At 59.8% G+C, this 17,530-nt stretch carries 16 protein-coding genes; 8 read left to right on the forward strand and 8 right to left on the reverse strand.

Annotated features, from left to right (window positions below):
- Positions 1–9 precede the first annotated feature (9 nt).
- The 3 genes from ptsH to cysZ form a co-directional block, all read right to left on the reverse strand.
- Entirely contained in the window at positions 10–267 is a 258-nt protein-coding gene (gene ptsH, locus HF675_RS06965; protein ID WP_000487600.1) for a phosphocarrier protein Hpr, read from the reverse strand.
- Between the two features lie 402 nt (positions 268–669).
- The gene (gene cysK / locus HF675_RS06970) at positions 670–1,638 is read right to left on the reverse strand and encodes a cysteine synthase A (RefSeq protein ID WP_105232052.1); all 969 of its coding nucleotides are present in this window, start codon (positions 1,636–1,638) and stop codon (positions 670–672) included.
- A 292-nt stretch (positions 1,639–1,930) separates the two neighbouring features.
- On the reverse strand, positions 1,931–2,692 hold the full coding sequence (cysZ, locus tag HF675_RS06975; RefSeq protein WP_105232051.1) for a sulfate transporter CysZ: 762 nt from the start codon (positions 2,690–2,692) through the stop codon (positions 1,931–1,933).
- 223 nt (positions 2,693–2,915) lie between these two features.
- Between cysZ and zipA the strand changes: the two genes are divergently transcribed.
- The 3 genes from zipA to HF675_RS06990 all read left to right on the forward strand — a co-directional run bounded on the left by zipA (position 2,916) and on the right by HF675_RS06990 (position 6,231).
- The gene (zipA, locus tag HF675_RS06980) at positions 2,916–3,917 is read left to right on the forward strand and encodes a cell division protein ZipA (protein ID WP_105232050.1); all 1,002 of its coding nucleotides are present in this window, start codon (positions 2,916–2,918) and stop codon (positions 3,915–3,917) included.
- 77 nt (positions 3,918–3,994) lie between these two features.
- The gene (gene ligA / locus HF675_RS06985) at positions 3,995–6,016 is read left to right on the forward strand and encodes an NAD-dependent DNA ligase LigA (protein ID WP_105232049.1); all 2,022 of its coding nucleotides are present in this window, start codon (positions 3,995–3,997) and stop codon (positions 6,014–6,016) included.
- Positions 6,016–6,231 carry a DUF3820 family protein gene (locus tag HF675_RS06990; RefSeq protein WP_187044318.1) on the forward strand — a complete coding sequence of 72 codons (216 nt, stop codon included), beginning with the start codon at positions 6,016–6,018 and terminating at the stop codon, positions 6,229–6,231. The genes ligA and HF675_RS06990 overlap by 1 nt, the downstream gene beginning before the upstream one ends.
- Before the next feature lie 37 nt (positions 6,232–6,268).
- Here the strand turns inward: HF675_RS06990 and HF675_RS06995 are convergent, their stop codons facing one another.
- On the reverse strand, positions 6,269–7,255 hold the full coding sequence (locus HF675_RS06995) for a bile acid:sodium symporter family protein (protein WP_105232048.1): 987 nt from the start codon (positions 7,253–7,255) through the stop codon (positions 6,269–6,271).
- 96 nt (positions 7,256–7,351) lie between these two features.
- On the opposite strand from HF675_RS06995, the gene HF675_RS07000 reads away from it, so the two are divergent.
- On the forward strand, positions 7,352–8,272 hold the full coding sequence (locus HF675_RS07000; RefSeq protein ID WP_105232047.1) for a LysR family transcriptional regulator: 921 nt from the start codon (positions 7,352–7,354) through the stop codon (positions 8,270–8,272).
- 1 nt (position 8,273) lies between these two features.
- Here HF675_RS07000 and HF675_RS07005 read toward each other — a convergent pair whose 3' ends face one another.
- The 3 genes from HF675_RS07005 to HF675_RS07015 all read right to left on the reverse strand — a co-directional run bounded on the left by HF675_RS07005 (position 8,274) and on the right by HF675_RS07015 (position 10,284).
- Entirely contained in the window at positions 8,274–8,714 is a 441-nt protein-coding gene (locus HF675_RS07005) for a FlxA-like family protein (protein WP_187044319.1), read from the reverse strand.
- Between the two features lie 57 nt (positions 8,715–8,771).
- Positions 8,772–9,320: a nucleotidyltransferase family protein gene (locus HF675_RS07010; RefSeq protein WP_105232045.1), complete on the reverse strand. Its 549-nt coding sequence runs from the start codon at positions 9,318–9,320 to the stop codon at positions 8,772–8,774.
- A gap of 61 nt (positions 9,321–9,381) precedes the next feature.
- Complete coding sequence (locus tag HF675_RS07015) at positions 9,382–10,284, reverse strand: LysR family transcriptional regulator (RefSeq protein ID WP_105232044.1); 903 nt, start codon at positions 10,282–10,284, stop codon at positions 9,382–9,384.
- 402 nt (positions 10,285–10,686) lie between these two features.
- On the opposite strand from HF675_RS07015, the gene budA reads away from it, so the two are divergent.
- Complete coding sequence (gene budA, locus HF675_RS07020) at positions 10,687–11,466, forward strand: acetolactate decarboxylase (RefSeq protein WP_105232043.1); 780 nt, start codon at positions 10,687–10,689, stop codon at positions 11,464–11,466.
- Positions 11,467–11,535: 69 nt separating this feature from the next.
- Positions 11,536–13,221, forward strand: coding sequence for an acetolactate synthase AlsS (alsS, locus tag HF675_RS07025; protein WP_187044320.1), 1,686 nt, complete (start codon positions 11,536–11,538; stop codon positions 13,219–13,221).
- Between the two features lie 128 nt (positions 13,222–13,349).
- On the opposite strand, the gene HF675_RS07030 is transcribed toward alsS, so the two are convergent.
- Positions 13,350–15,644 (reverse strand): TonB-dependent siderophore receptor, encoded by a 2,295-nt coding sequence (locus HF675_RS07030; RefSeq protein WP_105232041.1) that lies wholly within the window; start codon positions 15,642–15,644, stop codon positions 13,350–13,352.
- Between the two features lie 313 nt (positions 15,645–15,957).
- Here HF675_RS07030 and fes point away from each other — a divergent pair, with 313 nt between their 5' ends.
- Positions 15,958–17,340, forward strand: a complete 1,383-nt coding sequence (gene fes, locus HF675_RS07035; RefSeq protein ID WP_105232040.1) for an enterochelin esterase — start codon at positions 15,958–15,960, stop codon at positions 17,338–17,340.
- On the forward strand, positions 17,318–17,527 hold the full coding sequence (locus tag HF675_RS07040) for an MbtH family protein (protein ID WP_105232039.1): 210 nt from the start codon (positions 17,318–17,320) through the stop codon (positions 17,525–17,527). The genes fes and HF675_RS07040 overlap by 23 nt, the downstream gene beginning before the upstream one ends.
- Positions 17,528–17,530 lie beyond the last annotated feature (3 nt).

Below are 17,530 nucleotides of genomic sequence, written 5' to 3' on the forward strand. Positions count from 1 at the left end.
ACGGGCCGATTACTCAAGCTCTGCCATCAGTTTAACCAAGTGCTCAACGGCTTTCTGCTCGTCTTCGCCTTCAGCAGAAATGGTTACTACGGTCCCTTGGGTCAGGCCCAGAGTTTGCAGCTTGAACAGGCTTTTGGCGCTGGCGCTTTTGCCGTTGGAGGTCACGGTGATTTCAGACGTGAAGCCTTTAGCTTCTTTAACGAACTGAGCGGCTGGGCGGGTATGCAGACCATTCGGAGCGGTAATAGTAACTTCTTGCTGGAACATTGATGTTTCCCCAACTTATTGGATTAATATTGTGGAGCTAAAGTTTAGCCTAGCGGGGCGACTTTAGCTTGTCCGTTTAGCGCCTGACTATGGTACAGGGGCGAGGCTTGATGCAACAGAAAACGACGCTTTACCCCGTCCAGATCAAAAAAACCGTACCGGCGGGCCGTCGTTTCAATCCGCTCCCCATTATGCCGTGTTTTACGCCGCTGCGACAAACGCGTAAATCGATTCAGCGCAAATCAGAGGCGGGGGACGATTAATTTTGTGCACCGAAATAATGGAAGGGTTAAATACTAGAGCCAACGGGTAAAATCAATCTTCGGCGGGTATAAACTTTGATCCAGCCCACAAAAAAGCACCCCGTGAGGTGCTTTTTTAGCTTTTCGTGCACTGCCTGAATTATTGCTGTAATTCCTGCTCGGTGAACAGATCGGCAAACAGCGCGGTGCTCAGGTAGCGCTCGCCGGAAGAGGGCAGAATCACTACGATGGTTTTGTCGGCGAACTCAGGTTCCTGAGTCAGTTTGACGGCGGCTTCCACCGCGGCGCCGGAGGAGATGCCGGCTAGAATGCCTTCTTCTTCCATCAGACGGCGCGCCATGCTGATGGCTTCGTCATTGGTAATTTGCACCACGCGATCGACCTGATCCAGATCGAGGTTACCCGGAATAAAGCCGGCGCCGATGCCCTGGATCTTGTGTGGGCCGGGCTTGAGCTCTTCGCCCGCCAGCGCCTGGGAGATCACCGGCGAGTCGGTCGGTTCAACGGCCACGGTGGTAACGGCCTTGCCCTTGGTGTTCTTCAGATAACGGCTGACGCCGGTCAGAGTGCCGCCGGTACCGACGCCGGAGATAAACACATCCACGTCGCCATCGGTGTCTTCCCAGATTTCCGGGCCGGTGGTCTTTTCGTGAATTTCCGGGTTCGCCGGGTTGCTGAACTGCTGCAGAATAATATAGCGATCCGGATCGGTGGCGACGATCTCTTCCGCTTTGGCGATGGCGCCCTTCATACCTTTGGCGCCTTCGGTCAGCACCAGATTGGCACCCAGCGCTTTCAGCAGCTTGCGGCGTTCGATGCTCATGGTTTCCGGCATGGTCAGCGTCAGTTTATAACCACGCGCCGCTGCCACGTAGGCCAGCGCGATGCCGGTGTTGCCGCTGGTCGGTTCAACCAGCTCTTTGCCCGGCGTCAGGATGCCGCGTTTTTCCGCGTCCCAAATCATATTGGCGCCGATGCGGCACTTAACGCTAAAGCTTGGGTTGCGGGATTCGACCTTGGCGAGGATGCGCCCGTTACCGATGCGGTTCAGACGAACCAGCGGCGTATGGCCGATTGTTAATGAGTTGTCTTCATATATCTTGCTCATAGCCCGTCCTTTAACTCTATGAATAATGTAGGGAACGTCGAAAGCATACGCTAACGCTCCCGGCAGGGAAGTAAGGAATTGGTATATTGATATGTTATTAGAGAATATGTGCTAGAAGGGTTATTTTTTCAAATTATATGTAAATTCAAGTAATTATTGGTGTTTGACGCGTTTATCCGGCGGGGCATTTGTCAGTACCGCTGCCGCTATGTGGTTATAAGGCGCGATTGCGGCGGCGGGAAACGATGACCAACAGCTCTGCAAGCAGGGCCGTTGGTCAGGGGAGGGGGGATTAATGTGCGACGAACTGACGGCGATAGCGGTCAACCCACATTGCCGTGGCGCCGCATACCGCCACCGGCAGGATCACCAGGTTAAGGATCGGGATCAGGGTAAACAGGCTGACCAGCGCGCCGAACTGCAGGTTATGCACCTTATTCTGCCGCAGGGCGCGGCGCATATCGGCAAAGCTGACCTTATGGTTGTCGAACGGGTAGTCGCAGTACTGAATCGCCAGCATCCAGGCGCTGAACAGGAACCACAGCACCGGCGCTACCGTTTGGCCGACGACCGGCACAAAGTACAACAGAAACAGCACCAGCGCGCGCGGCAGGTAGTACGCCAGCTTGCGCCACTCACGCGCCATAATGCGCGGCACGTCTTTGACCAGGCCGACCATGCCGCTGTCCGGCAGCGGTTTACCGGTCAGCTGGCCTTCCAGTTGCTCGGCCAGCAGGCCGCAGAACGGTGCGGCGATCAGATTGGTGATGGTGCTGAACAGATAGCCGGCCACCAGCACCACGGAGATGACGGTGATCGGCCACAGCAGGTAGCTGAGCCATTGCAGCCAGTCTGGCACGTGCGCCATCATCTGCGGGATCCAGCCGCCGAGTTTGCTGAAGAGCCACCAGAAGGCAGAACCCATCAGCAGCACGTTGACCAGTAACGGCAGCACCACGTAGCGTTTAATGCCGGGGCGTGTAATCAGGCGCCAGCCTTCGGCAAAGTAATGCACGCCGCTGGCGGAGGAAGAAGTTTGCTGCGAATAAGACATATCTTAAGTCATCTCGTTAACAGAACGGGCAAGCTGGCTATCATATAGGGATGATTTTCTGCTGACTAGCGTGTTGTTGGCTGAAAAAAAAGCAAAAAAGGCAGAATTATCATCTTTATTAGCATAAAGTTCAGCACGGACTTGCACTTGTCTGCACAGGCAAATAGAGTTAAAGAGTGAATGTTTGCCGCGGTGGCAATGTATTGGAACAACAGAGATAGCAATGATGCAGGATTTGCGTCTGATATTAATCGTTGTTGGCGCGATCGCCATAATAGCGTTGTTATTACATGGTCTGTGGACCAGCCGTAAGGAACGCTCGTCCCTTTTCCGCGATCGCCCAGCCAAGCGTTCTAAAAAAGAACGTGAACCAACTTCTGACGACGACTTCGATGACGGCGTGGGAGAAGTGCGTGTGCGCTCCGCCCATCCGCAAGAGGAGCCGTCGTTCGGTGATTTCGATGCCGCTCGCGAAGAACCGGTAGCTGCGCCGAAGCCCGCTCCGGCGGCCGAGCCGGCGCCGCGCGAGGTGCAGCCGGCTGCCCATCAGCCTGCGCCGCTGTCTCAGCGGCCGGACTACGATGATGTGCTGCTGGACGACTACGAACCGGAAGCGAAACCTGCCGAAGAACAGCAGCCAGCGCCGCGGCGTGAGCCGCGCGTCGACGACCTGCCGCCGGCAGAAGCAGAGCCTGCGTTTGAACAGGAAGCAGCGCCTGCGCCGCAGCCTGAAAGCAAACCGGCCGAGCCTGAGCCTGTAGCGGAACCTGCGCCGGCACAGCCGGCCCCGGAGCCGGCCAAGCGCAAGGAAACCGTACTGGTGCTGCACGTTGCGGCTCACCAAGGCGGCATTATCGGCGGCGAAGTCTTGCTGCAGAGCGTGCTGCAGTCCGGCTTCCAGTTCGGCGAGATGGGCATTTTCCATCGCCATATCAGTCCGGCCGGCAGCGGCCCGGTGCTGTTCAGCCTGGCGAATATGGTGAAACCGGGTTCTTTCGATCCGGATTCAATGTCTGACTTCTCTACGCCGGGCGTGTCCATGTTTATGATGGTGCCGTCCTACGGCGACGCCAATCAGAACTTCAAGCTGATGCTGCAGTCGGCGCAGCGCATCGCTGACGACGTTGGCGGCGTGGTGCTGGATGACGAGCGTCGCATGATGACGCCGCAAAAGCTGGAAAGCTATAAAGCGCGCATCCGTGAAGTGTTGGAAAACAACGCCTGACGGTTGCAATGCGCACTGAACATTACGTCTCCTGAAACCCCCACTCGCTGGGGGTTTTTTATCTCTGATGGTGAGCTATGGCCACAACAATCGAAACAATCAATCAACTGCGAACCCAACTGCGCCATCATGAATACCAGTACCACGTGCTGGATGCGCCGGAAATTCCCGATGCGGAATATGACCGCCTGATGCGCGAGCTGCGCGAGCTGGAAGAGGCGCACCCTGAGCTGGTCACCGCCGACTCGCCGACCCAGCGCGTTGGCGCCGCGCCGCTGTCGGCGTTTGAGCAGGTGCGCCATGAAGTACCGATGCTGTCGCTGGACAACGTATTCGACGATGAGAGTTTCCTGGCGTTTTATAAGCGGGTGCAGGATCGGCTGAAAAGCAGCGAGGCGCTGAGCTTCTGCTGCGAGCTGAAGCTGGACGGGCTGGCGGTCAGCCTGCTGTATGAAGACGGCGAGCTGGTGCGCGCCGCCACGCGCGGCGACGGCACCACCGGCGAGAACATCACCGCCAACGTGCGCACCATCCGCGCCATTCCGCTGCGTCTGACCGGCGACAATATTCCGCGCCGGCTGGAAGTGCGTGGCGAAGTGTTTATGCCGCAGGCCGGCTTTGAAAAAATGAATGAAGAGGCGCGCCGTAAGGACGGCAAGGTGTTCGCTAACCCGCGTAATGCCGCCGCCGGCTCGCTGCGTCAGCTGGACCCGCGCATTACCGCCAAACGTCCGCTGACCTTCTTCTGCTACGGCGTCGGCCTGCTGGAAGGCGGCGAACTGCCGCGCAGCCACTGGCAGCGCCTGATGCAGTTTAAAGCCTGGGGGCTGCCAGTCAGCGATCGCGCCAGAGTGTGCAGCGGCAGCGACGAGGTGCTGGCCTTTTACCGCCAGGTTGAACAGGACCGCGGCGGGCTCGGGTTTGATATCGACGGCGTGGTGGTGAAGATTGACGATATCGATCTGCAGGAACAGTTGGGGTTTGTCGCCCGGGCGCCGCGCTGGGCTACCGCCTTTAAATTCCCGGCGCAGGAGCAGATTACCCAGGTGCGCGAGGTTGAGTTTCAGGTCGGTCGCACCGGGGCGATTACGCCGGTGGCGCGTCTGGAGCCGGTGCTGGTGGCCGGCGTCACCGTCAGCAACGCTACGCTGCACAACGCCGATGAAATTGAACGGCTCGGGCTGCGCATCGGCGATACGGTGATCGTTCGCCGCGCCGGCGATGTAATCCCGCAGGTGGTGGGCGTGGTGGAAGAGCGCCGTCCCCTCGATGCGCGCGAGGTGGTGTTCCCGCAGCACTGTCCGGTATGCGGCTCCGACGTTGAACGGGTGGAAGGCGAAGCGGTCGCGCGCTGCACCGGCGGCTTAATTTGCGCGGCGCAGCGGAAAGAGGCGCTGAAGCACTTTGTCTCCCGCCGTGCGCTGGATGTTGACGGCATGGGCGACAAGATCATCGAACAGCTGGTGGAAAAAGAGTACGTCAAGGATCCCGCCGATCTGTTCCGCCTGTCTGCCGGTCTGCTGACCGGGCTGGATCGCATGGGGCCGAAGTCGGCGCAGAATCTGGTCAATGCGCTGGAGAAATCCAAACAGACCACCTTTGCCCGTTTCCTGTATGCGCTGGGCATCCGTGAGGTCGGCGAAGCCACGGCGGCCAACCTGGCGGCGCATTTCGGCTCGCTGGACGCGCTACGAGCGGCGGACGTCGAAGCGTTAAAACTGGTGCCGGACGTGGGCGAAGTGGTGGCGAAGCACGTGGTCAACTTCTTTGCCGAAGCGCTGAATCAGCGGGTGATTGATGAACTGGTCAGCCCGGAAATCGGCATTAACTGGCCGGCGCCGGTGGTGGTGGCGGCAGAAGAGATAGACAGCCCGTTTGCCGGTAAAACCGTGGTGCTGACCGGTTCGCTGAGTCAGCTGTCGCGTGATGAAGCCAAAGATCGCCTGACGGCGCTGGGGGCTAAAGTAAGCGGCAGCGTATCGAAGAAAACCGATCTGGTGATCGCCGGCGAAGCCGCCGGCTCCAAGCTGGTTAAAGCACAGGAGCTGGGCATCGAAGTGATCGACGAAGCGGAAATGATCCGCCTGCTGGGTGACTGATGGAAAAGGAAAACCTGATTGAAATCGCCAATACGGTGATGCCTTTTGGCAAATACCAGGGGCGGGTGCTGATTGATTTGCCGGAAGAGTATCTGCTGTGGTTTGCCCGTAAGGGCGAGTTTCCCAAAGGCAAACTGGGCATGCTGATGGAGATGACGCTGGCGCTGAAAATTGAAGGATTGGACGCGCTGGTGAAGCCGCTGAAACACGGTTGACTGACGACGGGGACGCAGATGCGTCCCCGTTGCTTTTTCAGAGGGCTTTCACCTGCGATGCCTGCTGCTGCCGCAGCTGTTTTTGCTGATAGCGCCGAGCCAGCATCGCGCAGGTCATCAGTTGCACCTGATGGAACACCATTAACGGCAGCACCATCACCCCGACGCTGGCGGCCGGAAACAGAATATTGGCCATCGGGATGCCGTTCGCCAGGCTCTTTTTCGAGCCGCAGAACACGATAGTGATCTCATCCGCTTTATTGAACCCCAGCCAGCGCGCCATCTGAATATTGATCAACAGCACAACGGCCAGCAGCGCCAGGCTGACGAGCAGAATAAACAGCAGCGCCTTCCATCCCACCTGATGCCAGATGCCGTGGGTCACCGCTTCGCTGAAGGCGGCGTATACCACCAGCAGAATTGATGTCTGGTCGGTTTTGCCAATCCATTTCCGGTGGCGGTCAATCCATTTGCCGATCAGCGGCCGCGCCAGGTGGCCGGCGATAAACGGCACCAGCAGTTGCAGCACGATACTGCCGACCTGCTGCAGGCCGCCGGTTTCGCCATGCACGTTCAACAGCAGGCCGACCAGCAGCGGCGAAACGAAGATGCCCAGCAGGCTTGAGGCTGAGGCGCTGCATACCGCCGCCGCCACATTGCCGCCGGCCAGCGAGGTAAAGGCGATGGCGGACTGCACCGTCGCGGGCAAAATGCACAGATAGATAAAGCCGTTATACAGTTCCGGACTGACGGCCACCGGCGACCACCACTTAAACAGCACGCCGAGCAGCGGGAAAATGATAAAGGTGCTGAACATCACCCACAGATGCAGCCGCCAGTTATTGCTGCCGGCGAGAATCGCCTCGCGCGACAGTTTGGCGCCGTGCATAAAAAACAGCAGGGCGATGGCGGCGACGGTCAGGGTATTCAGCCAGCCGACCGCCACGCCGCGTGCCGGCAAAAACGAAGCTAACAGCACGGTGGCGAGCAGCGTCAGGGTAAAACGGTCGGGGAGAAATTTCATATGGCTAAACTCGTACGGGAAAATAATAGGAATAGTGTGGCGCGCCGGAATATAATAATAAAATTGATTTATTTAATTTATATATGAATAAAAATCATGAACTACTCCCTGAAGCAACTGCGCGTATTTGTTGCCATTGCGCGCCACGGCAGTTTTAGCCGCGCCGGCGAAGCGATAGGGCTGACGCAGTCGGCGGTCAGCCACAGCGTTAAAGAGCTGGAGGCGGAAATCGGCGTGCGCCTGCTGGACCGCACCACCCGCGAAGTGTTGCTGACCGACGCGGGGCGCCGGCTGGCTAACCGCGTCGAACGTTTGCTGGATGAGCTGCAGGCGTCGCTGTTGGACGCGCGCAGCTTTGGCGTGCAGCGCAGCGGCACCGTGCGGGTGGCTTCCAGCCAGACCATTTCGGCACACCTGATGCCGCAGTGCATCGCCGCCGGCGAGCGGCAGTATCCGGACATCCGTATCCTGCTGCGCGATCAGGCGCAGCAGTGGGTGCTGAACAGCATCCGCAACGCCGAGGTGGACTTCGGCATCGTGGTCGATCCGGTGCAGGCGATCGATCTGGATTGTGAACCGATCCTGCATGAGCCGTTTTTACTGCTGTGCCGGGACGATCATCCGTTTGCCGATCTGCCGCAGGTGCATTGGTCGGCGCTGAGCGGCAGCCGGCTGGTGTTGCAGGATTATGCCTCCGGCAGCCGGCAGTTGATCGACAGCGCGCTGCGTCAGCAGGGCGTGGAAGCGGAGGTGGTGCAGGAGATCGGCCATCCGGCCACGCTGTTTCCGATGGTGGCCGCGGGCATCGGCATCAGCATCTTCCCGGCGCTGGCGTTGCCGCTGCCGGAGGGCGGTCAGCTGAGGGTGAAGCGGCTGCAGCCGGAGATCCACCGCGCCCTGATGCTGGTGCGGCGCAAGAACCGTTCGCTGTCGCCGGCGGCGGAGGCGGTCTGGCAGGTCGTGCGGGAACAGGCGGCGCTGTTGCAACAGCAGCGTCAACAACGGCCGGCCGGCTGACTCAGATATAGACGTCCAACGCGTTGTACGGCGTAGGGCGGTTGACGCCGTCGGCCGTTTTCGCGTGTTCTAACTGCTGTTTTTCCATCTCTTCTTTGCGGATGCGCGCGATCTCGGCCTGCAGCATGGCGATACGCGCCTGGAGCAGCTGTTTTTGCTGTTCGATCTGTTTAGCATCGCCGTCTGAGTCTTTCAGCTCCAGCAGCTGTTGCTGTAAATCCTGAATTTGCTGCTGCAACGCCTTGATACGCGCCGGCGCGCCGTGCTCAACGGGCGCTGCGGGCTGGTTGCCATCGTTCTTCTTCGCTTTGCCGGCGTTGGGATGGGTGTCCAGCGGCGTGGCCATCAGCAGCTGGCCGGCGTTGCCCGGTGCGCTGGCGAGGCGGCCGACCGCCGGCAGGGCCGGTTTGAGTACTGCGGACGTGATGATGCTGTTTATCATATCGCGGTTCCTGAGTCGGGTGATCTCTCACTCTTATCGGCAGGGTGCGCGCAAACTTTAGACAGCAGACTGTCGCAGTTGCGGCCAGCGCTGCAACCAGCCTTTGTCGGCAACACGCTGCTGATAGGCGGCGAAATTGGCGCTTTTGGCGTTGAAGGTAATGCTGTCGGCGAACAGCGCCTGCAGGCCGAAGGGGGCGACCAGCGTAATGCTGTCGTCGGCGTTGAGCCGTGCGCCGACCGCCGTTTCGATCTCTGTCCAGTAACTGATGGCGTCTTCACTGCTGCGGTAGGGCGCGCGCCCGGCGCGCAGGTGCATCCGCGCCTGATTTTTCACCGACCAGGGCTGCGGCAACCACTCCCGCAGGCGCGCCTCCAGCATGCGATCGCGTTCGGGCTGGGTGCGCTGCGGATCAAAATGGATCACGTCGATATCGTTCAGCGGCGTCGGCTGCGCATAGTCGTGCCGCCGATCCCACACTAAATTGCGCACAAAACCGGCGCCGAGGCACCAGTCGCCCAGCCCCAGACGGCGCGCGGCGCGCAGGGCGTTGATGCGCGCTTCATCCTGTTGTAACCACTCAATAATCTGCTGCTCTGGCTGCATAAGCGCTCCTTGGTTGCGGCTACTGTACCCTGAAGCGGAAAAGGATGAAATGCGCGATGTCTCAGGCCCAGCTGGGCGGCTGGCCGATATATTGCTGCAGCAGCGTGGTGAAGGCCGCCAGCCTGGCGGAAACCTTGGCTACCGGGCGCAGCAGATAAATCCCTTGCTCCTCGCCACGCGGGTCGTCCATCAGCGGCAACAGCGCGCCGCTATGCACGTCCGGTCCTACCACCCAGTTGGGCAGGAAGGTGATGCCGATACCGCTGAGCGCCGCCAGCCGCTGGGCGGTGAAATCATCGCAGCGTAACGCCAGCTTGCAGCGGTTAAGCAGCGCGGCGTCAAGAATTTGCCCCCAGCAGGCCGGCTGCTGCTGATGTAAGCGCGCAATCAGCCGGTGCTGTGGCAGGTCGGCCAGCGTGCTCGGGCGTCCGTAGCGGGCGACATAGGCCGGGCTGGCGCACATCAGCCAGCGTTGGGTGGCGATGCGGCGGGCATACAGCGAGCTGTCTTTCTGCTCGCCGATACGCAGCGCGGCGTCGAGGGACTCCTGTTTGGGATCGGCGGGGCGCTCGGTGAAATCCAGCTCCACCGCCAACTGCGGATAGCGCTGCGCCAGTTCCGGCAGCAGCGGCAACAGGTAGGTTTTACCAAAGGTCGGCAGGCAACTGATGCGCAGCACGCCCTGCGGCACATCGCTGAGCGAGTGCAGTTCGGCGCGCAGGGTCAGCATATCGGCTTGCAGCGCTGCGGCGCGGCTCTGCAGCATTTTCCCGGCATCGGTCAGCTGTAAGCCGCGGGTCGAGCGGATAAACAGCGTCACCGCCAGCTGTTGCTCCAGCGTATCGATATGGCGCACCAGCGAAGAGGGCACCATGCCCAGCTTGCGGGCTGCGGCGGAGAAGCTGCCCAGTTGGGCGACTTCCAGAAAAATCGGCAAATGTTCGGCATAACGGGTGTCGTTCATCTTTGCATTATATGCAAAAGCGTTTCTTATGAATATAGGGTTCTCAGCGCTGCGGCTTAATCCTACTATTTTTAAGGAGATAATGCGGGTTTCCGACACGTTATCGCCGATAAATTAAGAGAAAATGTAAAAATATTACTGTTGTCATAACTTGTTACGTGGTTGTGGCGGATAGCTTCCGGCAACCCTTTTTTTGCTTCAACGCCAGAAAACGTTTTTATCACGGCGGAATCAGAGAGACTAAAGGTTAGAAATGTTAATCATTTGTTTCTCCCAACGTGGTGTCGACCCCAGAGGTCGATTTTTTGTTGCCGGTAGCTGAATCGTTACAACGCGAAGCGGGCTGAGCAGCATAGTTGAACGCGCGGACGCCGTATGTCCGCGCTGGTGGAGGAGTATTGCATGAACCAGAACCACGGGTGTTCCTGTGCGCAGCATTTGGCACAGGGTTTTGCCAGCCAGTCGGCGGCAACCGGTGAAGGGGAGATTTACCAGATTTCGCTGATGAGCGCGCTGATCGGCGGGGTATACGAGGGAGACGTCACCATCGCCGAACTGCTGCGCCACGGTGATTTCGGCCTGGGAACCTTCAACCATCTTGACGGCGAACTGATCGCCTTTGACCAGGAAATTCATCAGCTGCGCGCCGACGGCAGCGCACGCCCGGCGCAGCAGGATCAAAAAACGCCGTTTGCCGTAGTGACCTTTTTCAAGCCCAGCGTCACGCAGCATTTCGACCGTCCTATCACCAAAGCTCAACTGCACCAGTGCATCGACGAACAGGTGGCCTCGCCCAATCTGTTTTGCGCGCTGCGCGTCGACGGCGAGTTCAGCCATGTGGAAACCCGCACCGTACCGCGTCAGGAACGCCCCTACAAGCCGATGCTGGAGGCGATAGAAGCACAGCCGACCTTCGCCTTTACGCGGCGCTGCGGCACGCTGGTGGGCTTCCGCTCGCCGGATTATATGCAGGGCATCGGCGTGGCCGGCTATCACGAACATTTTGTCACCGACGACCGTAACGGCGGCGGCCACGTGCTGGATTATCAGCTGGAGCAGGGTCGTCTGCAGTTTGGCGTCATCACGCGTCTCAACCTTCAATTGCCGCACGATGCGGATTTTCTGCGCACCAACCTCTGCCCGGAGGATTTGGACAGCGCCATTCGTTCTGCCGAAGGCTAAACAGGCCTGCGCCATGCGTGTCGTGGCGCAATAACGGCGGTCGATTTTTTTACTTTATGAGGTGGAACCATGAAACAGCTTAATACGGATGAAAACTGGCAATGCGGCGCCGATTTGGTGGTGAAAAATCTGGAAGCACAGGGGGTAAAGCACGTGTTCGGCATCCCCGGGGCAAAAATCGACCGGGTGTTTGATTCGCTGGAGGATGCGCCGTCGATTGAGACCGTGGTGGTGCGTCACGAGGCCAACGCCGCCTTTATGGCGGCGGCGGTCGGCCGCCTGACCGGTAAGGCTGGGGTGGCGCTGGTGACGTCCGGCCCCGGCAGCTCCAACCTGATCACCGGTCTGGCGACCGCCACCTCGGAAGGCGATGCGGTGGTGGCGCTGGGCGGGGCGGTGAAACGTGCCGATAACCTCAAGCAGACCCACCAGAGTATGGATACCGTCAGCATGTTCCGCCCGGTGACCAAATATTGCGCTGAAGTACACGCCGGTTCGGCGATTTCTGAGGTGATCGCCAATGCTTTCCGCAGCGCCGAGTTCGGCCGTCCGGGGGCGTCTTTTATCAGTCTGCCGATGGATATCGTCAATGAACCGGTAAGCGCGCCGGTGCTGGCCGGCTGCCCCGCACCGCGCATGGGCGCCGCGGCCAGCGACGATATTCAGCGGGCGGCGGCGCTGATTCAGCAGGCCGCCTGCCCGGTGCTGCTGCTGGGGCTGCAGGCCAGCCGGCCGGAAAACAGCGAGGCGGTACGTCAGCTGCTGTACCGTACGCAGATGCCGGTGGTCGGCACCTATCAGGCGGCCGGGGCGATTGACGTTAATCATTTCGCCCGTTTCGCCGGCCGCGTCGGCCTGTTCAATAACCAACCGGCGGATCAGCTGCTGCAAAAGGCCGATCTGGTGGTCAGCGTCGGCTACGGGCCGATTGAGTACGATCCGTGTATGTGGAACGGCGCGCGTCATCTTAAGCTGGTGCATATCGACGTGCAGCCGGCGGAGATCGACTGCTGTTACCGACCGGACGTCGAACTGGTGGGTAATATCAGCGCCACCATTCAGGCGCTCGGCGATAGCCTGCCGGGGCGGCTGACCATACCAACGGAGGTGGAAACCATTCTGGCCGATCTGAGCCGTCAGCGCAGCGAGCTGGCCGAGCGTGCGGCGCGGCGCGGCGGCATGCCGATTCATCCGCTGCGCATCGTGAAGGAGCTGCAGGATATCGTCAGCGATGACGTGACGCTGTGCGTGGATATGGGCAGCTTCCATATCTGGATCGCCCGCTACCTGTACAGCTTCCGCGCGCGTCAGCTGCTGATTTCCAACGGCCAGCAAACCATGGGCGTGGCGCTGCCGTGGGCCATCGGTGCGGCGCTGGTGCGGCCGGGGGATAAGGTGGTGTCGATTTCCGGCGACGGCGGCTTTATGCAGTCGAGCATGGAGCTGGAAACCGCGGTGCGGCTGAAAACCAACATCGTGCACGTTATCTGGGTGGATAACGCCTATAACATGGTGGAAATGCAGGAGGTGAACAAGTACCAGCGCAAATCCGGCGTGTCATTCGGGCCGATTGATTTTAAAGCCTACGCCGAATCCTGCGGCGCGGTGGGCTTCGCCGTCCAGTCGGTGGAGGAGCTGCGGCCGATACTGCGTAAGGCGATGGAGATTCAGGGGCCGGTGGTGGTGGCGATCCCGGTGGATTACGCCGATAACTACAAGCTGATGGCGCAGATGAATTTCAGCCAGATGATTTAAGCGGACTTCTTTACCTGATAGAAAACGCGCCCTGGAGGGCGTTGATAATAAAAAACCGGTCAACATGCTGACCGGTTTTTTTATGGCAGTGCCGGGGGTGGATGTTTTCATCCCGGCGTTACCCGCTATCAGAAGTGGGTGTTGATGCTCATATAGAAGGTACGGCCCGGTTCGTTGTAGGTAGCCGCCCCGGCGCCGGCAATATTGACCGCGCCGGTGGTCGGGTTGCCGACGTTCTGCGCGTTGCCGGCGCGGAACTGGCGTTTGTCGAACAGGTTGTCTACCCCGGCGGTCATGCTGACGTTTTTGCTGACGTCGTAGGTGGCGCTGAGGCCGACGATGGCGTACGGGCTGACTTCACGTCTTTCACTGCCGCTGGTGGCTTCCCCTTTGTAGTTGTACTTCTTCGGCTTCTGACGGCCGTACCAGGTCAGGGTGCTTTGCATCGACAGGTCCTGCGTCGCCTGCCAGCTCAGGGTGGAGTTGAGCGTGAACTTGGGAATAACCGACAGGTAATCGTCGGTGGTCTTATTCTTGTTCTCGATCATATAGGTCAGGTTGTTGGTCCAGGAGACCGTTTCGCTGACCGGCACGTTCAGCGACCCTTCCAGACCCTGCACCACCGCCTTAGGCACGTTCTCCCAGCGATAGATATCGGTTTTACCGTTGCTGGTCTGGCTGACAGGCGTGTAGCCGGCTTCGATCTTGTTGCGGTAGTCGTTGCGGAAGTAAGTGACGCCGGCCAGCCAGCCGTCGTTGTGGAACTCCAGCCCGATTTCTTTGTTAACGCTGGTTTCTGCCTTCAGATCGTCGTTGCCCATCAGGTAGCAGCCGACGCCGCTGGAGCTGTTGGCGCAGCCCTGGCCTTTGCTGTACAGGATATAGTTCGGGTTGGTCTGGAACAGGTTCGGCGCTTTATAGGCGCGGGCGATGCCCATCTTCAGGGTGAAGTATTCACCCAGCTCCTGCGACAGATTCAGCGACGGGCTCCAGTTATCGCCGGACACCGAGTGGTGATCGTAGCGCATGCCCGGCGTCAGCATGGTGGTGTCGGTGAGCTCAATATTATCTTCGGCAAACAGCGAGAAAATACGCGCGGACGAGTAGGGGCTGCGATCCGAACTGGAGAGACCGTCGATATCGCCGCCCTGCAGCGCCTGGCTGACGATTGAACTGCTCTTCATCTTCTGCTGGTTCCATTCGGCGCCCAGCGTGGCGGTTTGCGGCACCCACATTTCAAACGGCACGCTGACTTCGCTGTGCAGCAGGATATCGTCCAGATCGGTATCGTTAAAGCCGGCGTCTTTCTCGTTGAAAATCCCTTCGGTGCCCCCGGCCAGCCCTTCGTTCATCCGCGAGTTGCGGGTGTTTTCGTATTGCACATAGTTATTGGTGCTGACGCCGTTGTCCCAGGCGCCCTGATAACGTAAGGCGTAGGTTTCGCGGTACATACGGTTGGTCTCTTTACCGTACATATCCTTCACCAGGTCATTGCTGTTGGTGTTCTGGGTATCGCCGGCGTACAGGTTGCCCTGACGGCCGTAGCCATATTCGAACTCCAGCGATTGCAGATGGGCGAAATCCCAGTGCAGCAGGCCGTTGATGTTTTTGTCGATCACCCCTTCGCGACCGGCCGGCAGGCTGTCGGCATAGGCGCCGTAGCGGTCGGACTGATGACCCTGGTTGATATATTGGGAATCCGCCTGGGTTTTGCTGTAGCCGCCGAACAGGCGGAAGCTCAGGGTATCGGTTAACGGCCCGGCCAGGCTGAAGTCGGTGCGTTTGGTGGCGCCTTCCTCTTTATGCTGCGGAATGTTGTAGTAGGCATTCAGCGAGCCGTGCAGTTCTTTGGTCTGTTTCTTGGTGATGATATTGACCACGCCGCCGGCGGCGCCGCTGCCGTAGCGGGCGGCGGCCGGGCCGCGCAGCACTTCGATGCGCTCAATCATTTCCGGCGGCACCCAGGCGGTATCGCCGCGGGTATCGCGTTCGCCGCGCCAGCCCTGACGCACCGAGTTGCGGCTGCTGGCCGGCATACCGTCGATCAGAACCAGCGTGTTTTCCGGCCCCATGCCGCGGATATCCAGCTGGCGGTTGTTGCCGCGCTGGCCGCTGGTGGAGTTGCCGGTCAGGTTGACGCCGGGCATGGTGCGGATCAGTTCGCTGATATCGCGCGCCGGCGGGCGCTTTTTGATTTCGTCGGCGGTGATGGTGGAGACGCCGGGCGCCTGCAGGTTCTGCTTGGCGGCGGTCACCAGGATGGTGTCTTCGGCCGGTTTTGCTGGTTTTTTATCGTCAGCGGCGGCGGTGTTTTCCGCGTTTGAGGGGGTATCCGTTTGCTGTGCGGCGTGTGCCAAAGTGGACGCGCCTAAACCCAGGCCGATAAAGGTAGCCAGAGAATAACGAGAAAGTGTGCGATTCATTGTGATTTCCTGCCGTTTTGCCATCCCTGCGGCGTAGCTCATGCCGGCAGGGCAGCCGGTTGTCGTTTTTTATGTCGTCAATGATTCATGGATAGAATAAGCCGGAGACGCGCCCGGCATTCGACCCGTTACTAATAATCGGCATCCGTCCCCGATGAAGAATACCGACCCTGTTTGTGGGCCCGTACACACTATTGCAAATGAAAATAATTATCAATAGTATTCGATTTACCGTGTCTATATATGCGGTAGGGCAGCCGGATATTTTCCGTGCGCACAGCGTGTTATGCCAACTACCAGGTGAGTGGGTGTTTTGAAAACTGAACAACAGCCAACAAGCAGTACGTTATTAACAAGCAAGCACGTCGGGAGCCATGGCTGGTGGCTGGAGATTGCCCGGCGCGGCACGCCGTTGGTGGAACCGACCGACAACGGCCGCTGGAAGGTGACCTTCCTCTGGCGCGATCCGCAGGGGTGCGAACTGACGTCCGCCTATAAGCGCGTCTGGATCAACATTAATTGCCTGACCGACCACCATCAGCCGAATCCGCCGCAGAGTCTGCAGCGTCTGAGCGGCAGCGATGTGTGGTACTGGCAAACTGAACTGAACGCCGACTGGCGCGGCAGTTACTGCTTTATTCCCAGCATGGACGACCGTCCGCTGCGCGTCGACGGGGCCGATGCCCACGCCAATATGCATGCGCGGCGCCATTGGTGGCATCAGGTGTTCGCCAGCGCGACGCACGATCTGTTGAACCCTTACCGCTCCTGGCCGGCCGCCGGCGGTAATATTGTCTCCGGGCTGCATATGCCGGAAGCGCCGCCGCAGCCTGCCTGGCATGATTTTGACAACTATGAGGTTGCCAGCGGCCGCTGCATTCCGCCGGCGCCGGCGCGTCTGCAGCAGCATACCTGGCACAGCGAGCGGCTCGGCAACAGCCGCAAAGTGTGGGTGTACACCACCGGCGACGGCGATCCGACGCAGCGACCGCTGGCGATTCTGCTCGACGGCCAGTTCTGGGCACAGCAGATGCCGGTGTGGGATCCGCTGATGCAGATGACCCGTGCAGGCCAGTTGCCGGCAGCGGTGTATGTGCTGATCGATATTATCGATTTGAAACATCGCGCCCAGGAGCTGAGCTGTAACCCCGATTTCTGGCTGGCGCTGCAGGAAGAGCTGCTGCCGCAGTTGGCGGAGTGGGCGCCGCACAGCGCCGAGGCTGCGCGCACCGTGGTGGCCGGACAAAGTTTTGGCGGCCTCTCCGCGTTGTATGCCGGGTTGAACTGGCCGCAGCGTTTCGGCGCGGTAATCGCCCAGTCCGGTTCTTACTGGTGGCCGCGGCGCGATATGCTGCAACTGCCGACCCCGCCAGAGGACGCCTGCTGGCTGCAGCGTCAGGTAGAGCAGGGATTGGGCAGCCACGGCGCGCTGAAGGTGTTTATGGAAGCCGGCATGCATGAGCCGTTGGTGCATCGGGTCAGCGGCCAGATGGCGACGCTGCTCAGCCAGCGCGGACATCGGGTGCACTATCGGGCGGTCGAAGGCGGCCATGATGCGTTGTGCTGGCGCGGCGGCCTGCTGGATGGCCTGCAGGCGCTGTGGCAGCCTGATTTTGTCACCGCCCACCAAACCACGCCGGTTGCCGATCCCCGTCTGATTCAAGGAGCCCGCGATGGACATGCCGAACCCGTTTGACGACCCGCAGCAGCGCTGCCTGATTCTGTGCAACGGGCAGCAGCAGTACAGCCTGTGGCCTGACTTCAGTCCGGCACCGGACGGCTGGCGTACGGTGTTCGGCCCGGCAGAACGCGCCGAATGCGTCGGCTGGCTGGAAACGCACTGGCGGGACATGCGGCCCGCCGCGCAGCGTGAGCAACAATGATGA

The organism is Serratia sp. JUb9 (genome assembly GCF_014298095.1).
GTDB classification, from domain to species: domain Bacteria; phylum Pseudomonadota; class Gammaproteobacteria; order Enterobacterales; family Enterobacteriaceae; genus Serratia_B; species Serratia_B rhizosphaerae.

Bases quoted from the DNA above. Each gene is read 5' to 3' on its own strand.
- HF675_RS07005 (WP_187044319.1), bottom strand. From the start codon at position 8,714: ATGATAAACAGCATCATCACGTCCGCAGTACTCAAACCGGCCCTGCCG.
- budA (WP_105232043.1), top strand. From the start codon at position 10,687: ATGAACCAGAACCACGGGTGTTCCTGTGCGCAGCATTTGGCACAGGGT.
- cysZ (WP_105232051.1), bottom strand. From the start codon at position 2,692: ATGTCTTATTCGCAGCAAACTTCTTCCTCCGCCAGCGGCGTGCATTAC.
- ligA (WP_105232049.1), top strand. From the start codon at position 3,995: ATGGCCACAACAATCGAAACAATCAATCAACTGCGAACCCAACTGCGC.
- HF675_RS06990 (WP_187044318.1), top strand. From the start codon at position 6,016: ATGGAAAAGGAAAACCTGATTGAAATCGCCAATACGGTGATGCCTTTT.
- zipA (WP_105232050.1), top strand. From the start codon at position 2,916: ATGATGCAGGATTTGCGTCTGATATTAATCGTTGTTGGCGCGATCGCC.
- HF675_RS07015 (WP_105232044.1), bottom strand. From the start codon at position 10,284: ATGAACGACACCCGTTATGCCGAACATTTGCCGATTTTTCTGGAAGTC.
- HF675_RS07030 (WP_105232041.1), bottom strand. From the start codon at position 15,644: ATGAATCGCACACTTTCTCGTTATTCTCTGGCTACCTTTATCGGCCTG.
- HF675_RS06995 (WP_105232048.1), bottom strand. From the start codon at position 7,255: ATGAAATTTCTCCCCGACCGTTTTACCCTGACGCTGCTCGCCACCGTG.
- HF675_RS07010 (WP_105232045.1), bottom strand. From the start codon at position 9,320: ATGCAGCCAGAGCAGCAGATTATTGAGTGGTTACAACAGGATGAAGCG.
- cysK (WP_105232052.1), bottom strand. From the start codon at position 1,638: ATGAGCAAGATATATGAAGACAACTCATTAACAATCGGCCATACGCCG.
- HF675_RS07040 (WP_105232039.1), top strand. From the start codon at position 17,318: ATGGACATGCCGAACCCGTTTGACGACCCGCAGCAGCGCTGCCTGATT.
- HF675_RS07000 (WP_105232047.1), top strand. From the start codon at position 7,352: ATGAACTACTCCCTGAAGCAACTGCGCGTATTTGTTGCCATTGCGCGC.
- ptsH (WP_000487600.1), bottom strand. From the start codon at position 267: ATGTTCCAGCAAGAAGTTACTATTACCGCTCCGAATGGTCTGCATACC.
- alsS (WP_187044320.1), top strand. From the start codon at position 11,536: ATGAAACAGCTTAATACGGATGAAAACTGGCAATGCGGCGCCGATTTG.